Origin of the sequence: Streptomyces sp. NPDC017993, from assembly GCF_044328065.1 — a bacterium.
GTDB lineage: Bacteria > Actinomycetota > Actinomycetes > Streptomycetales > Streptomycetaceae > Streptomyces.
In genome coordinates, this window is sequence record NZ_JBIRGO010000034.1 from 1 (window position 1) to 15,142 (window position 15,142).

12 protein-coding genes are annotated in these 15,142 nt (G+C 68.0%); 5 read left to right on the plus strand and 7 right to left on the minus strand.

Going from position 1 to position 15,142, the window contains the following annotated elements; translation table 11 throughout:
* The 4 genes from ACH4FH_RS36305 to ACH4FH_RS36320 all read right to left on the minus strand — a co-directional run.
* Positions 1-1,456 (minus strand): type I polyketide synthase (locus ACH4FH_RS36305; protein ID WP_398560245.1); only part of this gene is annotated, 1,456 nt, incomplete at its 3' end.
* A 147-nt stretch (positions 1,457-1,603) separates the two neighbouring features.
* Positions 1,604-2,581 (minus strand): dTDP-glucose 4,6-dehydratase, encoded by a 978-nt coding sequence (gene rfbB, locus ACH4FH_RS36310; RefSeq protein WP_398560246.1) that lies wholly within the window; start codon positions 2,579-2,581, stop codon positions 1,604-1,606.
* Between the two features lie 4 nt (positions 2,582-2,585).
* On the minus strand, positions 2,586-3,461 hold the full coding sequence (gene rfbA, locus ACH4FH_RS36315) for a glucose-1-phosphate thymidylyltransferase RfbA (RefSeq protein WP_398560247.1): 876 nt from the start codon (positions 3,459-3,461) through the stop codon (positions 2,586-2,588).
* 234 nt (positions 3,462-3,695) lie between these two features.
* A complete protein-coding gene (locus ACH4FH_RS36320; protein ID WP_398560248.1) occupies positions 3,696-6,443 on the minus strand; it encodes an ATP-binding protein in 2,748 nt (915 codons plus the stop codon).
* 436 nt (positions 6,444-6,879) lie between these two features.
* Here ACH4FH_RS36320 and ACH4FH_RS36325 point away from each other — a divergent pair, with 436 nt between their 5' ends.
* The 4 genes from ACH4FH_RS36325 to ACH4FH_RS36340 all read left to right on the plus strand — a co-directional run bounded on the left by ACH4FH_RS36325 (position 6,880) and on the right by ACH4FH_RS36340 (position 10,268).
* A complete protein-coding gene (locus ACH4FH_RS36325; protein ID WP_393894097.1) occupies positions 6,880-7,716 on the plus strand; it encodes a metallophosphoesterase family protein in 837 nt (278 codons plus the stop codon).
* Positions 7,713-8,438, plus strand: coding sequence for a 4'-phosphopantetheinyl transferase (locus tag ACH4FH_RS36330; RefSeq protein WP_393894096.1), 726 nt, complete (start codon positions 7,713-7,715; stop codon positions 8,436-8,438). The genes ACH4FH_RS36325 and ACH4FH_RS36330 overlap by 4 nt, the downstream gene beginning before the upstream one ends.
* Positions 8,439-9,438: 1,000 nt before the next feature.
* Positions 9,439-9,936: a hypothetical protein gene (locus ACH4FH_RS36335; protein WP_398560249.1), complete on the plus strand. Its 498-nt coding sequence runs from the start codon at positions 9,439-9,441 to the stop codon at positions 9,934-9,936.
* On the plus strand, positions 9,936-10,268 hold the full coding sequence (locus ACH4FH_RS36340; protein ID WP_398560250.1) for a winged helix-turn-helix domain-containing protein: 333 nt from the start codon (positions 9,936-9,938) through the stop codon (positions 10,266-10,268). Before ACH4FH_RS36335 ends, ACH4FH_RS36340 begins: the two co-directional genes overlap by 1 nt.
* A 378-nt stretch (positions 10,269-10,646) precedes the next feature.
* Here the strand turns inward: ACH4FH_RS36340 and ACH4FH_RS36345 are convergent, their stop codons facing one another.
* The 3 genes from ACH4FH_RS36345 to ACH4FH_RS36355 all read right to left on the minus strand — a co-directional run bounded on the left by ACH4FH_RS36345 (position 10,647) and on the right by ACH4FH_RS36355 (position 13,287).
* Entirely contained in the window at positions 10,647-11,501 is an 855-nt protein-coding gene (locus ACH4FH_RS36345) for a hypothetical protein (protein WP_398560251.1), read from the minus strand.
* A gap of 484 nt (positions 11,502-11,985) precedes the next feature.
* A complete protein-coding gene (locus ACH4FH_RS36350) occupies positions 11,986-12,291 on the minus strand; it encodes a hypothetical protein (protein ID WP_398560252.1) in 306 nt (101 codons plus the stop codon).
* Positions 12,292-12,501: 210 nt separating this feature from the next.
* Positions 12,502-13,287 carry a lysozyme gene (locus ACH4FH_RS36355; RefSeq protein WP_398560253.1) on the minus strand — a complete coding sequence of 262 codons (786 nt, stop codon included), beginning with the start codon at positions 13,285-13,287 and terminating at the stop codon, positions 12,502-12,504.
* Between the two features lie 419 nt (positions 13,288-13,706).
* Here ACH4FH_RS36355 and ACH4FH_RS36360 point away from each other — a divergent pair, with 419 nt between their 5' ends.
* Positions 13,707-15,008 carry a DUF3103 family protein gene (locus tag ACH4FH_RS36360; protein ID WP_398560254.1) on the plus strand — a complete coding sequence of 434 codons (1,302 nt, stop codon included), beginning with the start codon at positions 13,707-13,709 and terminating at the stop codon, positions 15,006-15,008.
* Positions 15,009-15,142 lie beyond the last annotated feature (134 nt).

Below are 15,142 nucleotides of genomic sequence, written 5' to 3' on the forward strand. Positions count from 1 at the left end.
CGAATACCGCGCGCCCCGTCGCCAACGAGAAACCCACATCAACCGGCGACACCCCCGGAGACAAGGCCACATGCTCACGCAACCGCTCCGCCTGCCCCCGCAACGCACCCACCGACCGACCCGACACCACCCACGGCACCACCACGCCAACACCACCCGGCACCGCGGGATCCTTTGGCTCCGCGGACCCTGACCAGCTCGACAGCACCATGTGGCAGTTGGTGCCGCCCATGCCGAACGAGCTGACGCCGGCGAGCAGCGGCCCGCCGTCAGCGCGCCGCCACTCTTCCCGTTCCGTCTGGACCCGGAGGTTCCATGCGTCCAGTGGAATGGCGGCGTTGGGCGTCTCGAAGTGGAGGCTCGGAGGGAGTTCCTGATTCTGGAGGGACAGGACGGCCTTGAGCAGGCCCGTGATCCCGGCCGCCCCCTCCAGGTGGCCGACGTTGGTCTTGGCGGAGCCGACCCGCAGCGGGGTGTCCGCTGTCCGGGCCCCGCCCAGAACGGTTCCGAGCGCTGCCGCCTCGACCGGGTCACCGACCTTGGTACCGGTGCCGTGCAGCTCCACGTACTGCACCTCGGCCGGATCGACCCCGGCGAGCCGGTACGCCTCGTGCAGCACCTCTTCCTGACCCGCCTGGTCCGGCGTGGTGAGGCTGAGACCGCCGCCGTCGTTGTTGATGGCGGAGCCCTCGATCAGGCAGTGGATCCGGTCGCCGTCGGCGACCGCCCGCGAAAGCGGCTTCAGGACGACGAGAGCACCGCCCTCACCGCGCACGTAACCATTGGCCCGGGCGTCAAAGGTGTAGCAGCGGCCGTCGGGTGACAGGGCGCCGAATTTCGATACGCCCGCAAAGCTCTCGGGGGCGATGTTGAGGTTGACGCCGCCGGCCAGCGCGCTGTGCGACTCTCCACGCCGGAGACTGTCGCATGCCATATGGACGGCGACCAGCGACGACGACTGGCCGGTGTCCACGACCATGCTGGGGCCGCGCAGCCCGAGGATGTACGAAATGCGGTTGGCGATGATGCTGCGCTGCAGTCCGGTCAGCGAGTGCTGGGTGACGGCAGGCAGACCCTGCTGGTGCTGCAGGGCCGCGTAGTCGTCCGCGATGGCACCGACGAACACACCGGTCCGGCTTCCTGTCAGCGAGGCCGGGACGGAGCCCGCGTCCTCCAGCGCCTCCCAGCTGAGTTCGAGCATGAGGCGCTGCTGCGGGTCCATGGCCGCGGCTTCCCTCGGCGAGATGCCGAAGAACTCCGGGTCGAATCGATCGACCTGGCTGAGGAATCCACCGCGGCCGGACTCCGGGGTGAGTCCGGTGGTCCGGCAGCGAGCCTCGGAGATTTCGGTGATGGCGTCGACACCGTCACGGAGCAGTTTCCAGAATTCGTCCGGCGTGGACGCCTGCGGAAGACGGCAGGACAGCCCGACGACGGCGATCGGATCGTTTTGCATCTCGGGATTCCCAGACATCACGATTCGGATCGCCTTTCCACAGAAAAATCAACGTTAAAGAATAAGTGGGTAACTCATGGGAGGTTATTCAGCCACCGTCAGCGAACCAACCTCTGATCAGCGAAATGACCCCCTCCTGCGCGTATCTCAGCCTTGGGGGCGCCTCAGCGGTTCCCACCAGTCACGGTTCTCCGTGTACCAGCGGATGGTCGCCGCCAATCCGGTCTCGAGCGAGACCTGAGGGGCATATCCCAATCGGCTGCAAATCTTGTCGATATTCACCGAATACCGACCGTCGTGCGCCTTTCGGTCAGGCACCCGATTCACCATCGAGTCGTCCAATCCGAAAGCATCGAGCAGCCGGTCCACGAACGCACGGTTGGTCAATTCCGTGCCGCCTCCGATGTTGTAGATCTCGCCCGGTTCACCGCCCTCAGCGACCAGGGCGATCCCCCGACAGTGGTCTTCGACATGGAGCCAATCCCGGACGTTCCCGCCGTCCCCGTACAGCGGCACTTTGCGGCCGTCCATCAGGTTGGTGATGAACAACGGGACGAACTTCTCCGGATGCTGGTACGGGCCGTAGTTGTTCGAGCAACGGGTGACACAGACTGGCAGCCCGTGCGTTCGGTGGTACGCCCGGGCCAGCAGGTCCGAAGACGCTTTGGACGCCGAATACGGGGAGTTGGGCTGGAGCGGCTCCTCTTCGCTCCAGGAACCCGCGTCGATGGAGCCGTAGACCTCGTCGGTCGAGACGTGGACGAACTTCGGCACCGCAGCGTCGGTCGCGGCCTGCAAGAGCGTGTGGGTTCCCACCACATTGGCCATCACGAACTCGGCCGAGCCGGCGATCGACCGGTCGACGTGGGACTCGGCGGCGAAGTGGACGACGAGGTCCGTGCCGCGCATCAGTTCCTCGACCAGCGGTCTGTCACAGATGTCGCCCCGGACGAAACGCAGCCGGGAGCTGGCGACCGCGGCCAGGTTCGTCTCGTTGCCGGCGTAGGTGAGCTTGTCCAGCACCACCACATCGGCCTGCGCGAATGCCGGGTAAAAGCCGGTCAGCGTCTGCCGTACGAAGTGCGAGCCGATGAAGCCCGCCCCTCCGGTCACCAAAATGCGCACGGGGCTATCTCACACCTTTCGACGCGACGTCTTTCAGGTACTCGCCGTACCCGGACTTGTTCAGTTGAGCTCCCAGCGCGTAGCAGGCTTCCGCGTCGATGAAGCCCATGCGGAATGCGATCTCCTCCAGGCAGGCGATCCGCACCCCCTGTCGCTGTTCCAGGACCTGGACGTACTGACCGGCCTGGAGGAGCGAGTCGTGGGTACCGGTGTCGAGCCAGGCGAAGCCGCGGCCCAGGTTCACCAGCTGAGCCCTGCCCTGCTCCAGGTAGATACGGTTCACGTCGGTGATCTCGAGTTCACCCCGGGCGGAGGGGCGCAGGTTCTTCGCGATGTCGACCACGTCACTGTCGTAGAGGTACAGACCGGTGATGGCCAGATCGGATCGGGGGTGGGACGGCTTCTCCTCGATGGACAGCAATCTCCCGCCCTTGTCCACCTCCCCGACGCCGTAACGCTCGGGGTCACTCACCGGATAGCCAAAGAGCACACAGCCGTCGACGTGTCGGGTGTGGTCGTGGAGCAGCTTCGAGAACCCTGGACCGTGGAAGATGTTGTCCCCGAGGGCCAGCGCCACCGATTCACTGCCGATATGGTCGGCGCCGATGACCATCGCCTCGGCGATCCCATTGGCCTGCCGCTGCTCGGCGTACTCGATGTTGAGCCCCAGGTTCGACCCGTCGCCCAACAACACCTGGAAGAGCGAGAGGTGATCCGGCGTCGAGATGATGAGGATGTCACGTATGCCGCCCAGCATGAGCACCGACAGCGGATAGTAAATCATCGGCTTGTCGTAAACCGGAAGCAGTTGTTTTGACACCGCGCGCGTCAAAGGGTGCAGCCGGGTGCCGCTGCCACCGGCGAGCACAATTCCCTTCACCAGGACTCCCAGTGATCGAATACCTGCATTTCTGACTTCTCCGATGTGGCGGTTGAACCGGCTGGAAGTGAGGTCGGAGCAGCTGCGCCGGCACAACCGAAACTATCAACGCAGGCGAGACGAAACCGACTTCAGAGATTCTTTTAGGGGTTTCTCCGTGCAGGACAGGGGGTGGGACGGCGGACGCGACCATTCCCCGTCACCATCCGTACCCGGTTGATTCCGTTAAGCGATTCAGGAGGCCACGGTGATGTGCTCCGCGCTCAAAGCGAAGTTCATCGTGAGCTGTCGCCGCCCCCGGATATTCAGCTTTCGGTAGACCCGGGTGAGGTGCTGCTCGACGGTACTCACCGTGATGTACAGCTCGGCCGCGATCTCTCGATTCGTGGAGCCCTGTGCCGCGAGGGCGGCCACTCGCGTTTCCGAATCGCTGAGCTTGGAGATCGGGCTGGACCTGTCGTCGTCCGGCGGAGACTGCTCGTACGCTTTGAGGCACCCCGGACGGATGGCTTCGCACAGGGCGTCGGCCCCGCATTCCTTGGCCATCTGCCAGGCCCGGTCCGTGATCACGCCGGCTCTGCTGAACTCGCCCAGCGCGCGGTGCGCCCGTCCGAGGTCGGCCAGGGCACGGGCCAGTTCCAGCCGGTCGCCGGAACTCTCCAGCTCCGCCACCGCCTGGGCCAGCGTTCGGGGCCGCAGCGCAGGCTCGCTGACGGCCGCGTGCATACGCAGGGCGGCCCCCCGGACGCGGGAACCACCCGCTCTTGTCAGCTGACTCCTGATCAGGCGCTCGGCGGGCTCGCGCTCGCCGATCCGCAGCCATGCCTCCGCGGCGTCCATGCTCCAGGGCAGGAGCACGGGCTGGTCGACCTTCCATTGCTCGGCGAGTCGTCCCGCCGTGAGGAAATCCCCCAGCGCGGCGTGCGCCCGGCCGGTCGCGAGGTAGTAATGCCCCCGCGCCCGCAAGTACTTCAGTCCGTAGACGCTCCGGAACACACTGTCCCGCACGGGGCGACTGATCTGGCGGGCCGCGGCGCTCAGCCGCCCCATCGCCGTGTAGGCCAAGATCTGGGTGGCCAGGGCTCCCGCAGCGAACACGCTCCCGACCTCCTCCGTTACGCCGTCCAGCGAAGCAGCCGCGCAGTCCACCGCCTCGTGCAGATTGCCCTGCCAAAGGAACATCTCGCCACGGATCATGGAAAGGATGGTCCGCCACCCTGGCGTCTGCCACCCCCGGGCCTCCCCGGTCAGCGACCCCCACCACGCTTCGATCCCGGCCGACCGGTCACCCCGGACCAGCGCGGACAGGGCCGTAGCCGCCGGCTCGAACGTCGCCTCGGTGAGTGCCAAGAGCTGGAGCGATCCCTCTGCAACGAGGACAGCCGGCTCATTGCGGAGCCGGCGTCCCGGGAGGGACACGGCAGATGCCGCCGGAGGGGCAGCCACCGATGTCAACGACGGGGGGGAGAGTGAGGTGTTGAGAACCCTGTACACGTCGGCCGTATCGGGAACGTTCTCCCCTGCACCATCGAACCGGTGCAGGGTCCCCCGCGCGTCGTCGAACCGCCCGAGTGCGAGAAGCAGACGGGCCAGCGGGCCGGCGCAGGATTCGGGCAGCGTCCCGGCACGCAGCAGCGCCAAGGGCTCCACCAAGTGGCCTTCGACGGCGCACGGGTCCAGCCGCAGCAGAACGGCCGCGAGCCGGAGCCGGATTTCGACGCGGTGCGCCGGGTCGGTGCAGGCGCCACAGGCAAGTTGCAGGAAGCGCACCGCAAGCGGTGCGTCGCCCGCGAGAACCTGCTCGGCTGCGCACCTGAGGACGTCGACGGCCCACTGGGCGGACGAGACAGAGGCGCCGGCGGCCAGCAGGTGCCCGGCAACCTCCGGACTGCTGCCGCCCGTGCGGTGCAGCAGCTCCGCCGCACGGTGGTGCAGAGCAGCGCGTACCTGCGGCGCCAATTCGTCGAGCAACGTCGACTGCACCAACGGATGGCGGAACCTGCAGCCGTCCACCAGGCCGATCGCGCCGAGTGCCTGCAGGCCTCCGTTCACCGCGCCGCGGCTGACGTCCAGCATGAGGCTCAGCAGTTCGGGCGACGCGGCCCGCCCCAGCACCGACAGGCCCTTGAACAGGTCCTCCGCGAGCGGCCCGGAACGCTTCAGAAGGCTGCGCACCGCCGCGACGAACGCCTCGCCGACCCGGGGCTCACAGGACGCCGGGGTCCGCCCGACTGCGGCCGCGCGGTGATCCTCCGTCAAAGACCTAAGGAGAAGCGGATTCCCACCGCTGACCGCCCACCAGGCGGAAGCGCACCGCTGCGACTCGGTCGGCCCGAGCGTCCCGTTGAGCAACTCGGCGACGTCCTGGGGGTTGAGCGGCGGAAGGTACATACGGACAAGGTTCGGCTGCTGCAGGAACAGCGTGCGCAGCGCCGGATCATCTCGGCGCGCGTGCTCGGACTCCGTCAGGACGAGCAACAGTGGCGATGCGCGTGCGAAGGACACGGCGGCAAGCAGGTGGCGCAGCGTCGCCCCGTCGACGTACTGCATGTCGTCCACCATGATCACCACGGGGGTGCGTCCGGCAAGGTCGTGCAGCGCGAGGCAGAAGGCACGTGCGCCCGCCGGGCCGACGGGCGCGTCGGGGGTCCCGGCGGCGCGCCGTCCGGCCAATACGGTGCGCAACGGCTCAGCCACACGGGCCGGCAGAGCCGGTTCATCGAGCAACTGTCGCAGGCCCGCCAGCGAAATTCCCTGCTCGTCTCTGGTTCCGGTGATGCGAAGAACGGTGGCGCGGCAGTGTTTCAAGTATCGCGCAAATTCCGAGAGAAGTGTCGTCCTGCCGAATCCGGCCGGGCATTGGAGGACCACAGTACTGGCAGCGCCGGAGAGGCATCGAGAGAACTTCTCCCTGAGTTCCCTCAATTGTTCGCCTCTGCCGACCGACGCACCCAGCGCCCCGCCATCGTTCATCTCTGCCATTTTCGGCAGTCACTCCTCCATGAAATCCGCCACACACCGAGGGGCGGTCAGGGCGTTTCGGCTCCAGCTGAACTCGGTGCGAACAACCTTCCGAACCCGAAAGGGGGGTTCACCTCGCGAATGTCCGTGATCGGATTCCGCTCACATCCCCCGCGCCCTGGGGGTATTGGTCGAGATGGCGCCGCACCGCCCCGGGGTCCGCGATCGAGCGCCTCCCCGGTTCCGAAGTCTCCCAACGCACAAGGGTGGGGACATGAGTAATGATCACTCATCTCGTACGCAGAGGCGTCCGGGCACCCCTACGAAGACAGCGGCACGGGGGGGGAGGATAGGGGTACGCGCAAGGAGACCGGTCGCCGTAGCCTGGTGCCGTGATACCTCTCCACAGACTCAAGCGGGACCGTCTCCACTCTCGCCTTCCTGGCCGCACCGGCTGATGCCCCACAGCCAACTGCTCGGCATCAGCGACCTGCACGTCGCCTTTCCCGAAAACCGAGCCAGACTTGAGAAAATCCGCCCGGAATCGGACCACGACTGGTTGCTGGTGGCCGGCGACGTGGGCGAGATGTTTGCCGACATAGAGTGGGCGCTGGGAACTCTGCGCTCCCGCTTCCGCAAAGTGATCTGGTCGCCCGGCAACCACGACCTGTGGACCCCGAGGGAGGACCCGGTCCAGGACCGCGGCGTGCAGCGCTATCGCCGCATCGTCGACATGTGCCGGCGCCTGGACGTCCTTACCCCCGAAGACGCCTATGCGCAGTGGCAGGGGCCGGACGGACCGGTCACCGTGGCCCCCCTGTTCGTGCTGTACGACTACTCCTTCCGCACCTCCACCGCCGCCACCAAGGAACAGTCGCTCGCCCAGGCGGAGGAGGCGGGGATCGTCTGCTCTGACGAATTTTTGCTGCATCCGGACCCCTACCCGAGCCGTGACGCCTGGTGCCGGGCCAGGCTCGCGGAGTCCGAGCGCCGACTGTCGGCCTGCGACCCGGATGTCCCCACGGTGCTCATGAACCACTACCCACTGGTCCGTGAGCCCACCAGGGTCCTGACACACCAGGAGTTCGCCCAGTGGTGCGGCACCGAAGGTACGAGCGACTGGCATGTACGGTTCCGTGCCACCGCAGTGGTCTACGGGCACCTGCATATCCCCCGCACTACCTGGCACGACGGTGTGCGGTTCGAGGAGGTCTCGGTCGGCTATCCACGTGAATGGCGGCGCCCCGGCCACCCGCGCACCGTTCCCCGCCGCATCCTTCCGGCGGGATCATGAGCGTCGGCACCGGAGGCCGTGGCCCGTCGGCCGGCACGCCGACCGACGGGCCGTCGCTGATCCGCGCCATACTGCCGGACTCCGTCGCCTCCGCCGAGACCACAACAGACATCACGGGCATCCCGCTCCCTCCTGAGGAGCAGGCGCTGATCCGTACGTCCGTCGCCGGCCGTCGTGCGGAGTTCACCACTGGGCGTACCTGCGCCCGCCGGGCCCTGGCCGAGCTCGGGATGCCGACGGGCCCGATTCTCGCCGACCCACGCGGCGCTCCACGGTGGCCGTCCGGAGCGATCGGCAGCATCACCCACTGCGCCGGATACCGTGCCGCCGTGGTTGCCCTCACCTGCGACATCGCGACCCTCGGCATCGATGCCGAGGTCAACCAGCCCCTGCCGGCCGGTGTCCTGGACGCGGTGGCTCTGCCGGCGGAGCGGATGTGGGTCCACACGCTGCGGCGCGTCCGCCCGGAAGTGCACTGGGACCGCCTGCTCTTCAGCATGAAGGAGACCGTCTACAAGGCGTGGTACCCGTTGGCTCACTGCATGCTGGACTTCGATGAAGCGCACCTCACCGTCGACCCGTCGCAGCGTACGTTCACGGCCCGGCTCCTGCGTCCCGGACCGGAGCTCTTCGGTCGGCCGGTGACCGGGTTCTCCGGGCAGTGGCTGGCAACCGAGAGTCTGGTAGTGGCTGCTGTCACCGTGCCGGTGGCCGACCCGTGAGCCCGCAGCAGCCTCACAACGGGTATCACCGACTGCCCGCACACAGCCCCAGCCGACCGCTGAAGGCCCCTCGCGTTCATCCGAGCGGGATCAAGCCCGTGTTCCCCGAATGCGTCGTCCCACACGCAGGCAGAAGGCAAGGGATGTGGTGTGTCTAGGACCTCAAAGAGAAGAAGTGGGGGCCGGGCCAGCGGTCCCCCTCCCACTACAGCTGGAACTAGTGACCTGAGCCAGAGATTCGGTGGCAGTAGGCGGCGACCTTGTCGAGGATTTCGTCGGCGGTCTTCGTCCAGGTAAAGGTCTGGGGTGCTGCGGGTTCGGTGACGGTGCCCCGCGGCCCAACCGACGAGGAAGGGAGACCGGAATGAGCAGCGCGAGCAGCAGTCTTTCGCGGCGTCGGGTGGCGCGTTCAGTGGCGGCGGGACGAGAAGCGGTAGTCCGGCGCACGCCGTCTCCCGCTCCGCGACCAGATGTTGTGCTCATGCATCCTCGGTCGGTCCACTGCTCCCTGTGGCGACAGCAATCGGTCTTCTCGAGCGCCTCTCTCCTGAACGCTACTGGGCCGCGTCCGCGACCCGAGTAGGCATTACTCAGGTCGCGGACGCGCTCAACATCCAGGCTGGGGAAGCCTGCCTTAGGGGCAGCGGTCTGTACGCGTGGGCGAGCGGATCGCAGGCCGTGCCCGGGTGCGCGTCATCGAACGCCGAGCCCTGCGAGGAAAGACCAAAGACGCAGGGAAGCGACGGACGATGCTCGCGCGCTCCTCCCAACTCGGTGCGGGTGCCCTGGTCAACGCCACCACGTCGCGGTCCGGATCCGGTGGGCCGTCGACTGCTCCGTGGCGCCGTACCGGAAGCCGGCGGGGTCCGGCGGAGGTGCCGAAGCGGGGACGCGGCGATCACCCTTCCACTCAAGGAAAGTACTTGCCCACAAGGAAAGAAGATAGTAACTTTCCTGCCAGGCAAAAAATTGCTCGTACGGAAAATAAGGAGGAGCTCGAATGACCGATCGACCGAGTCCGGAGCAGGCCGCTCTCGCCTTGCAGGGGGCACGAGAGCATCAGGGTGCGGCATTGACGGGGCGCCGGGAGCCAATGCGGGTGAAGGTCGCGTTCGGCGTGACAGGGCTGGCGTTCGGCGCCTGTTACGACGTGTTCAACGACCCCGGTTCAATCCCCGTCCTGGCGGTCGCCGCCACGACCTGGACACACGCAATCGCTTCCAGAACTCCGCGCGGAGCCGCTCTGCTCGGCTACGGCACTGCCGGGGCCCGCAACCGACCTCCTGCCTACGTCCTGGCCGTGCTCGCCGTGGTCGCTCTGCTGATGGCCATCGGCTACTTCAGCATCAGCCCCCACACGGCATACCTGAACGACCACGTGCCCTACTGGCACACGATGGGCATGCTGCTCCTGATTGCGGTGACCACCGCCCTGGCTCCCCTCGATTCGCGCTTTCGGATGTGGCTGTTCAAGCTGACCTCGAAGCGGGGGGTGTAGTGGCCGCGACATCCATCGACCCCCTTCTGGTCGATCCGACGCGGCTGTCGATCCTGTCCCTGCTGAGCACGGCGCGGTGGGCGGAGTTCGCCTTCGTCCGCGACACGGTCGGCCTGTCCGACTCGGCGTTGTCGAAACAGGTCGGCAAGCTGAGCGACCACGGATACGTAGAGGTCCGACGCGGATACGTCGGGCAGCGGGGCCGCACCTGGATCAACCTTGCACCGGCCGGCCGTGGAGTCCTGGAGAGCCACATCTCGGCTCTGCAAGAGATCATCACCCAGGCCCGAGCGACCGGCGAGGCACACACTCCTCCGTCGTCCAGAACCTAGAGGCAGAGCGGAACTCGTCCAGCACCGCGAAGCGGATGCTGCCGTACTGACCCGTGGCGACCTCGTTGCCGGCCTGCCGGGTGGCCCACTCGTCGACAACCAGCGCGACGCGCCCATGCCCCCACCGAGGTGTTTTCTTGCACGCCTCAAGCGAGACACCGAAGTCCACAACGTGCAGGAAAGTGTGTCCCTGAGTCAGGTACCCCCCGGGATGCACCAGGCGGAGCTCTGCCCTGACCTTGCACAGCGGACCACGGCCGTCCACCCACACCTGGCGGCGAAGAGATCCGGACCCGTCGTCGCCTACCCCCGCCACAGCGGGATCGCCCCAGGCTGACAACGAATCTCCGACTCGGATCACCAGTGGTTTCGGACGGATCAGCGGGCGGCGCCCGAGCTGTCTCCGACCTTGAGGGAAGCTTCGTCGACTGCTTCGAAGTCCTCGCCGCGCAGTCGCTTGAGCGCGTTCAACTGGTCGTTGTCCCAACGCTTGTCCTCGTCGCCGGAGACGAACCAGCTCGAACCGTTGTCCGCGACGAAGGCGCCGTAGCGCTGGAGCGCCTTGGCGATCACGCGTGCCTGCGGCGGCAGGGCTGCGGTGTGCACAGAGCTTTTCAAGCGCAGCCGCAGGCCCATCGGCGACAGGCTGTCGTCCGTCGCGGATCCGGCGTCGTGACGGGCCGGCCAGAGATGCGAGGTGTCCGACCGGGGCACGGTGATCCGCAGGGCGTGGTCGATCTCCCCGGCTGCCACCTCGACATAGCGCACGAGTCCCGGCAGGATCGGCAGACCTGCCGCGTCCGCTGAGGTCCAGCCCTCTGGGCGCAGCGCGTTGGAGCGGAGGTCGAAGACCGCCCCGGATCCGGCGTGCCACGAGTGCCCTGCTGCGGGCGTGGCGTCGTACAGCTCATAGGACCTGCACCGGTGCCGGTCCAGCACCACGACATGGCGGTCGCCGTCCCCGTGCGGTCCGTTCTCGATCCGTGCGTCGGAGGGGATGCGATAGCCCGCGGGGTCGGACTCGTCGGCGTAGTCGAAGGTGACCTCGGATTCCGGGGCCGGGCTGTCGAGTGTGGTGACGGGAATGCCGAACGGTTTGCCGTCGATCGGTCCGGAACCGAAGTCGGGGTGCAGCGGTTTCGCCGCCCCGATGGCTTGTACGTAGGTGTCCGACCGTGCGTGGCGGGGAAGTTGATCGGCCGGTGTGCGCCAGATGCTGGATGCCGGCGCCACTTCGTCGCAAGACTGCTGTGCGGTCGCCGCCCGGCCCGGCGGCTTCCTCGATGGCTCCGAGGAAGGGTGGGCAGCGGTCCGGGGCCGGGCGGGCGCAGATGGTGCGACGGCAACGTCGGAGGGGAACGCCGACGGCCCGAACGAGGGGCGGGCCGACCGGGTGGCGCCTGCCTGGTGTCCCGAGGGGTCCGGCTCGGCGGCGTTCGCACAGGCCAGATAGCCGCTCACCATCGCTGCGCCGAGGATCGCCGAAGAGGCCAGGAGATGTCGTCGTGTCGGAGGTTTTCTGTGCGTCATGAGGGATCTCTCCGCGCCCACCCGGTGCCAGGGTCCGGTTCCGGGAGCAGCGCACGTCGGGCGGTGGCGCTCGCCAGGAGACGCAGGTACCGCGCATGCCTTCGGATGTCGACGGCGACGCTAGTCGAGTCGGATGCGTCGGCGTCAGAGTCCGGTGCAGCAGCAGGGAAAGTTGAGTAATCCCTGCTCACCGCCGGTGGCTTCCGGGACGGCCGTTCCCGGCCGCGAAGTCCCGTGGACGCGCCTTCCAGTACTCCCGCGACTTGGGGGTGCACTCGGCTTGCTCCCCGACCGCCCAGGTGAGGGGTGCCGCGACGACGCAGACGGCCAGGAGGACAGGGCCGCCCGATGCCGCCCGGCGGCACGGGCTGGCCCGGCATGGCCGGGCCTGGCCATCGTGGGTATTCTCCCGGATGTAGTTTCGCTCGATCTGCCCTGCGGCGGCGAGGACGGCGAAGAACATGGCGCCTGTGCCGTTGGGGTCGTAGCGCACGGTGCACATCTGAAGGGCGAACCCGAGCCGACTGTGGTCCACCGCGGCGTTTCGGCGATCAGGTTGCGGCCCTCATCGTCGAGGAAGAGGACCGCTCCGGCCGGGTCGGCTCCTCGTTGAGCTTCCCTTACGGGGCCGCCCGCTCGTCGGTCCAGTACTCCGTCGCCGTCCGACGGCGGAGTTGGCCGACCACTCGCGCCGGGGGTGTCGTCACCCCTGGGCGAATGCCTTCAGCTCGTCGTAGGAACCGTGGAAGAGGTCTTGGTCGCCGGGGAACGTACCCGAGTCGGCAAACTGCCAGAAGGTGTGAGCCGGCCAGCCGGCCGGGAGGGTGCCGGGGGACGCGGCATACCGGGCGACCCACAGCGGGTTGGTCCCGCCGAAGCTGGTGTCGCTTCCGGTGCAGCGGGTCCACCAGTCGCTGGTGGTGTAGAGGACGGGGGCGCGTCCGGTGCGGGCCTTCATCGTGTCGCTGAACTCTCTGATCCAGGACACCATGTCGGCCTGCCCCCGGCCGTAGCAGGCGTCCGGGCCGTACGGGTTGTGTTCCAGGTCGAGAGCCGGCGGCAGCGTGCTGCCGTCCGCCGTCCAGTTCCCGCCGTGGTCGACGAAGTGTGTGGCCTGCTCCGCCGCGCCGGAAGTGTCCGGACGGGCGAAGTGATACGCGCCGCGGATCATGCCAGCGTCGTGAGCGCCCTGGAACTGCTCCGGGAAGGTGGGGCTCTGAAAGGTGGCTCCTTCGGTCGCCTTGACGTAGGCCCAGCGGGCTCCGTCGTCCCAGGCACCCTGCCAGTCGACCGTGCCCTGGTGGCGGCTCACGTCCATCCCGGGGACCTCTTCGGCACCGGCCGCGGCGGAGGTGCCGTGCCCGGACGCCGCGGCCCGCGCGGGCGGCGGGAGGGTCAGGAGCGTCGCGGAGGCGGTGACGGTGGCGAGAGCGGTGAGCAGCGCTGTGCGCAGGGCACTGTGGGGGCGTCGACGTGGAGACAGGGGCATGTGGGGATGCCTTCCGGTGGTGTGGTCCGAGGGACCGGGAGTGGTAGGGAGTAACCCGTGGGCGGCGGAGAAGTGCCTGCGCAGCACGGGCCGTTGCGTCCATGACGCGGTGATCTGAAGCGAACGTAGGGGCGTGGGGGGCTCAGTGACCAGCCCCCTGCAACGATCACGTGCGTCTCCGGCCGAGGACATGCAGCTTCGCTGCAATCTCCTTGTATCGAGGCGTAGTTGAGTAACGAATACCCATGGCAGGTGTCTCCCTCATGGCCCTAATGAGACCTCGGCGCGGAACGCGGTGTGGGTGTGCGTCCGGGACGGTCACGGCCCACAAAGCGGTGACGTCCCACTGCCGCGCCGAATCGTGGACCGAGGCGGGCGCGACATCCGAACGCTCCGCCGCGAGCAATGGAGAGAAAACCATGTACCGGTCTGGACTGATCAGGACGGCGGTGGCAGTGGCCGCGTCGTCCGTGTGCCTGGTGAGCGGAGCCGCGGGGGCGTGGGCGCAGCCCGGCGCACGTACCGCGCCGTCCGGGGCACAGCCCACGCGGGCGGACGCCGTGCAGGACGCGAAGCAGGCGGCGGCGCGGAGCCTGCGGGAGGCGTACGCCGCCGGCCAGGTCGAGGAGACGATGTCCGGCCTGTCGGCCTCGGCGGACGAGGTGGGACTCGATCGACTGCCGGTCCGGTCGACCAGCAAGTTCCGCGCGTCGGTGAAGTCCTCCAACAACGCGATCCTCGCGGCCAAGGGACTGCCCGCCTCGACCGGCAACGTCCTGCAGGTACGGCTGGCCAACCCGCAGGCGCGCTCCGCACTGGCCAAGGGCGTGCAGCCGCTGATCGCCGCGGAGCCCTCCGACCGTGGGGCCGATTCACTGACCGCGTACCGGCCCGACGGCACCGCGGTGAAGCTCGGAGCCACGGCGCCTTCCGACGTCCCGGTGCTGATCGTGGGCACCGACGGCGACCGAATCGTGGCGGCCGGCATGACGGTGATGAGCGAGGGCTTCAAGGCCGCCTGGCCTCAAGCAGGTGCCGACTCCAGCGGCGACCACTCCGCCCTGAAGCCGCGGACCGCGGCCGCGGCCCGGCCCGCCTCACGCACGGCGCCGCTCCCCCGGCCGGCCGACCACGAGGAGCCGGCGGCAGACGCGTCCGGCATCGCCACCGCCAAGGCAACCGACCCCTCGCAGGGCAAGGACGTCACCCGCATCAATGACGTCTCGTTGCTCCAGAGCAACGAGGAGCCGTTCTGGAAGGGCGGCGCCGAGGCGTTCGCCGTCGTCGGCGGCTGGGACAAGAACGACAAAGCGTTCGCCGAGCCCACCCTGCAGATGCCTTACCTCGACTCGACGGGCCTCGCCTACCACCCCAACCAGAACCTGATCGACTGGAGCCACTTCGGCTACGACTCCGCCGACCTGGTGTTCCTGGAGGAAGACGACGGGACCAACTACCGGGACCTCACCAAGGCGATCGTCGACGCGCTGCTGACAGTCACCGGCTACGGCACGACCGGCATCCCGCTCGCCAACACCATCATGGACGCCATTCCGGAGAAGTGGTGGACCGATGAGACGGATGAGCTGGACCAGGTGTACTCGGTCAGCCACGCCGCCATCGCCAGGGCGCAAAGCTCCGGCGCCGCCGGCCTCACGTACTCCGGCGCCGGCGGCAACATCGCCCTCGGGCTGAGCAACGTATTCATCCCCAAGACCTGAGAGGGGTTCCGGCGCACCCGGAACCGCCAGACGAAGGCCCGCCGCAGACGCGGCGGGCCTTCGCCGAAGGGCAGGCGGGTGCACGAGTGGCCACGAGCCGAACGGCACCGCCGCCGGTGCCGACGGGATCGGTC

Bases quoted from the DNA above. Each gene is read 5' to 3' on its own strand.
- ACH4FH_RS36320 (WP_398560248.1), bottom strand. From the start codon at position 6,443: ATGGCAGAGATGAACGATGGCGGGGCGCTGGGTGCGTCGGTCGGCAGA.
- ACH4FH_RS36325 (WP_393894097.1), top strand. From the start codon at position 6,880: ATGCCCCACAGCCAACTGCTCGGCATCAGCGACCTGCACGTCGCCTTT.
- ACH4FH_RS36330 (WP_393894096.1), top strand. From the start codon at position 7,713: ATGAGCGTCGGCACCGGAGGCCGTGGCCCGTCGGCCGGCACGCCGACC.
- ACH4FH_RS36335 (WP_398560249.1), top strand. From the start codon at position 9,439: ATGACCGATCGACCGAGTCCGGAGCAGGCCGCTCTCGCCTTGCAGGGG.
- ACH4FH_RS36355 (WP_398560253.1), bottom strand. From the start codon at position 13,287: ATGCCCCTGTCTCCACGTCGACGCCCCCACAGTGCCCTGCGCACAGCG.
- ACH4FH_RS36360 (WP_398560254.1), top strand. From the start codon at position 13,707: ATGTACCGGTCTGGACTGATCAGGACGGCGGTGGCAGTGGCCGCGTCG.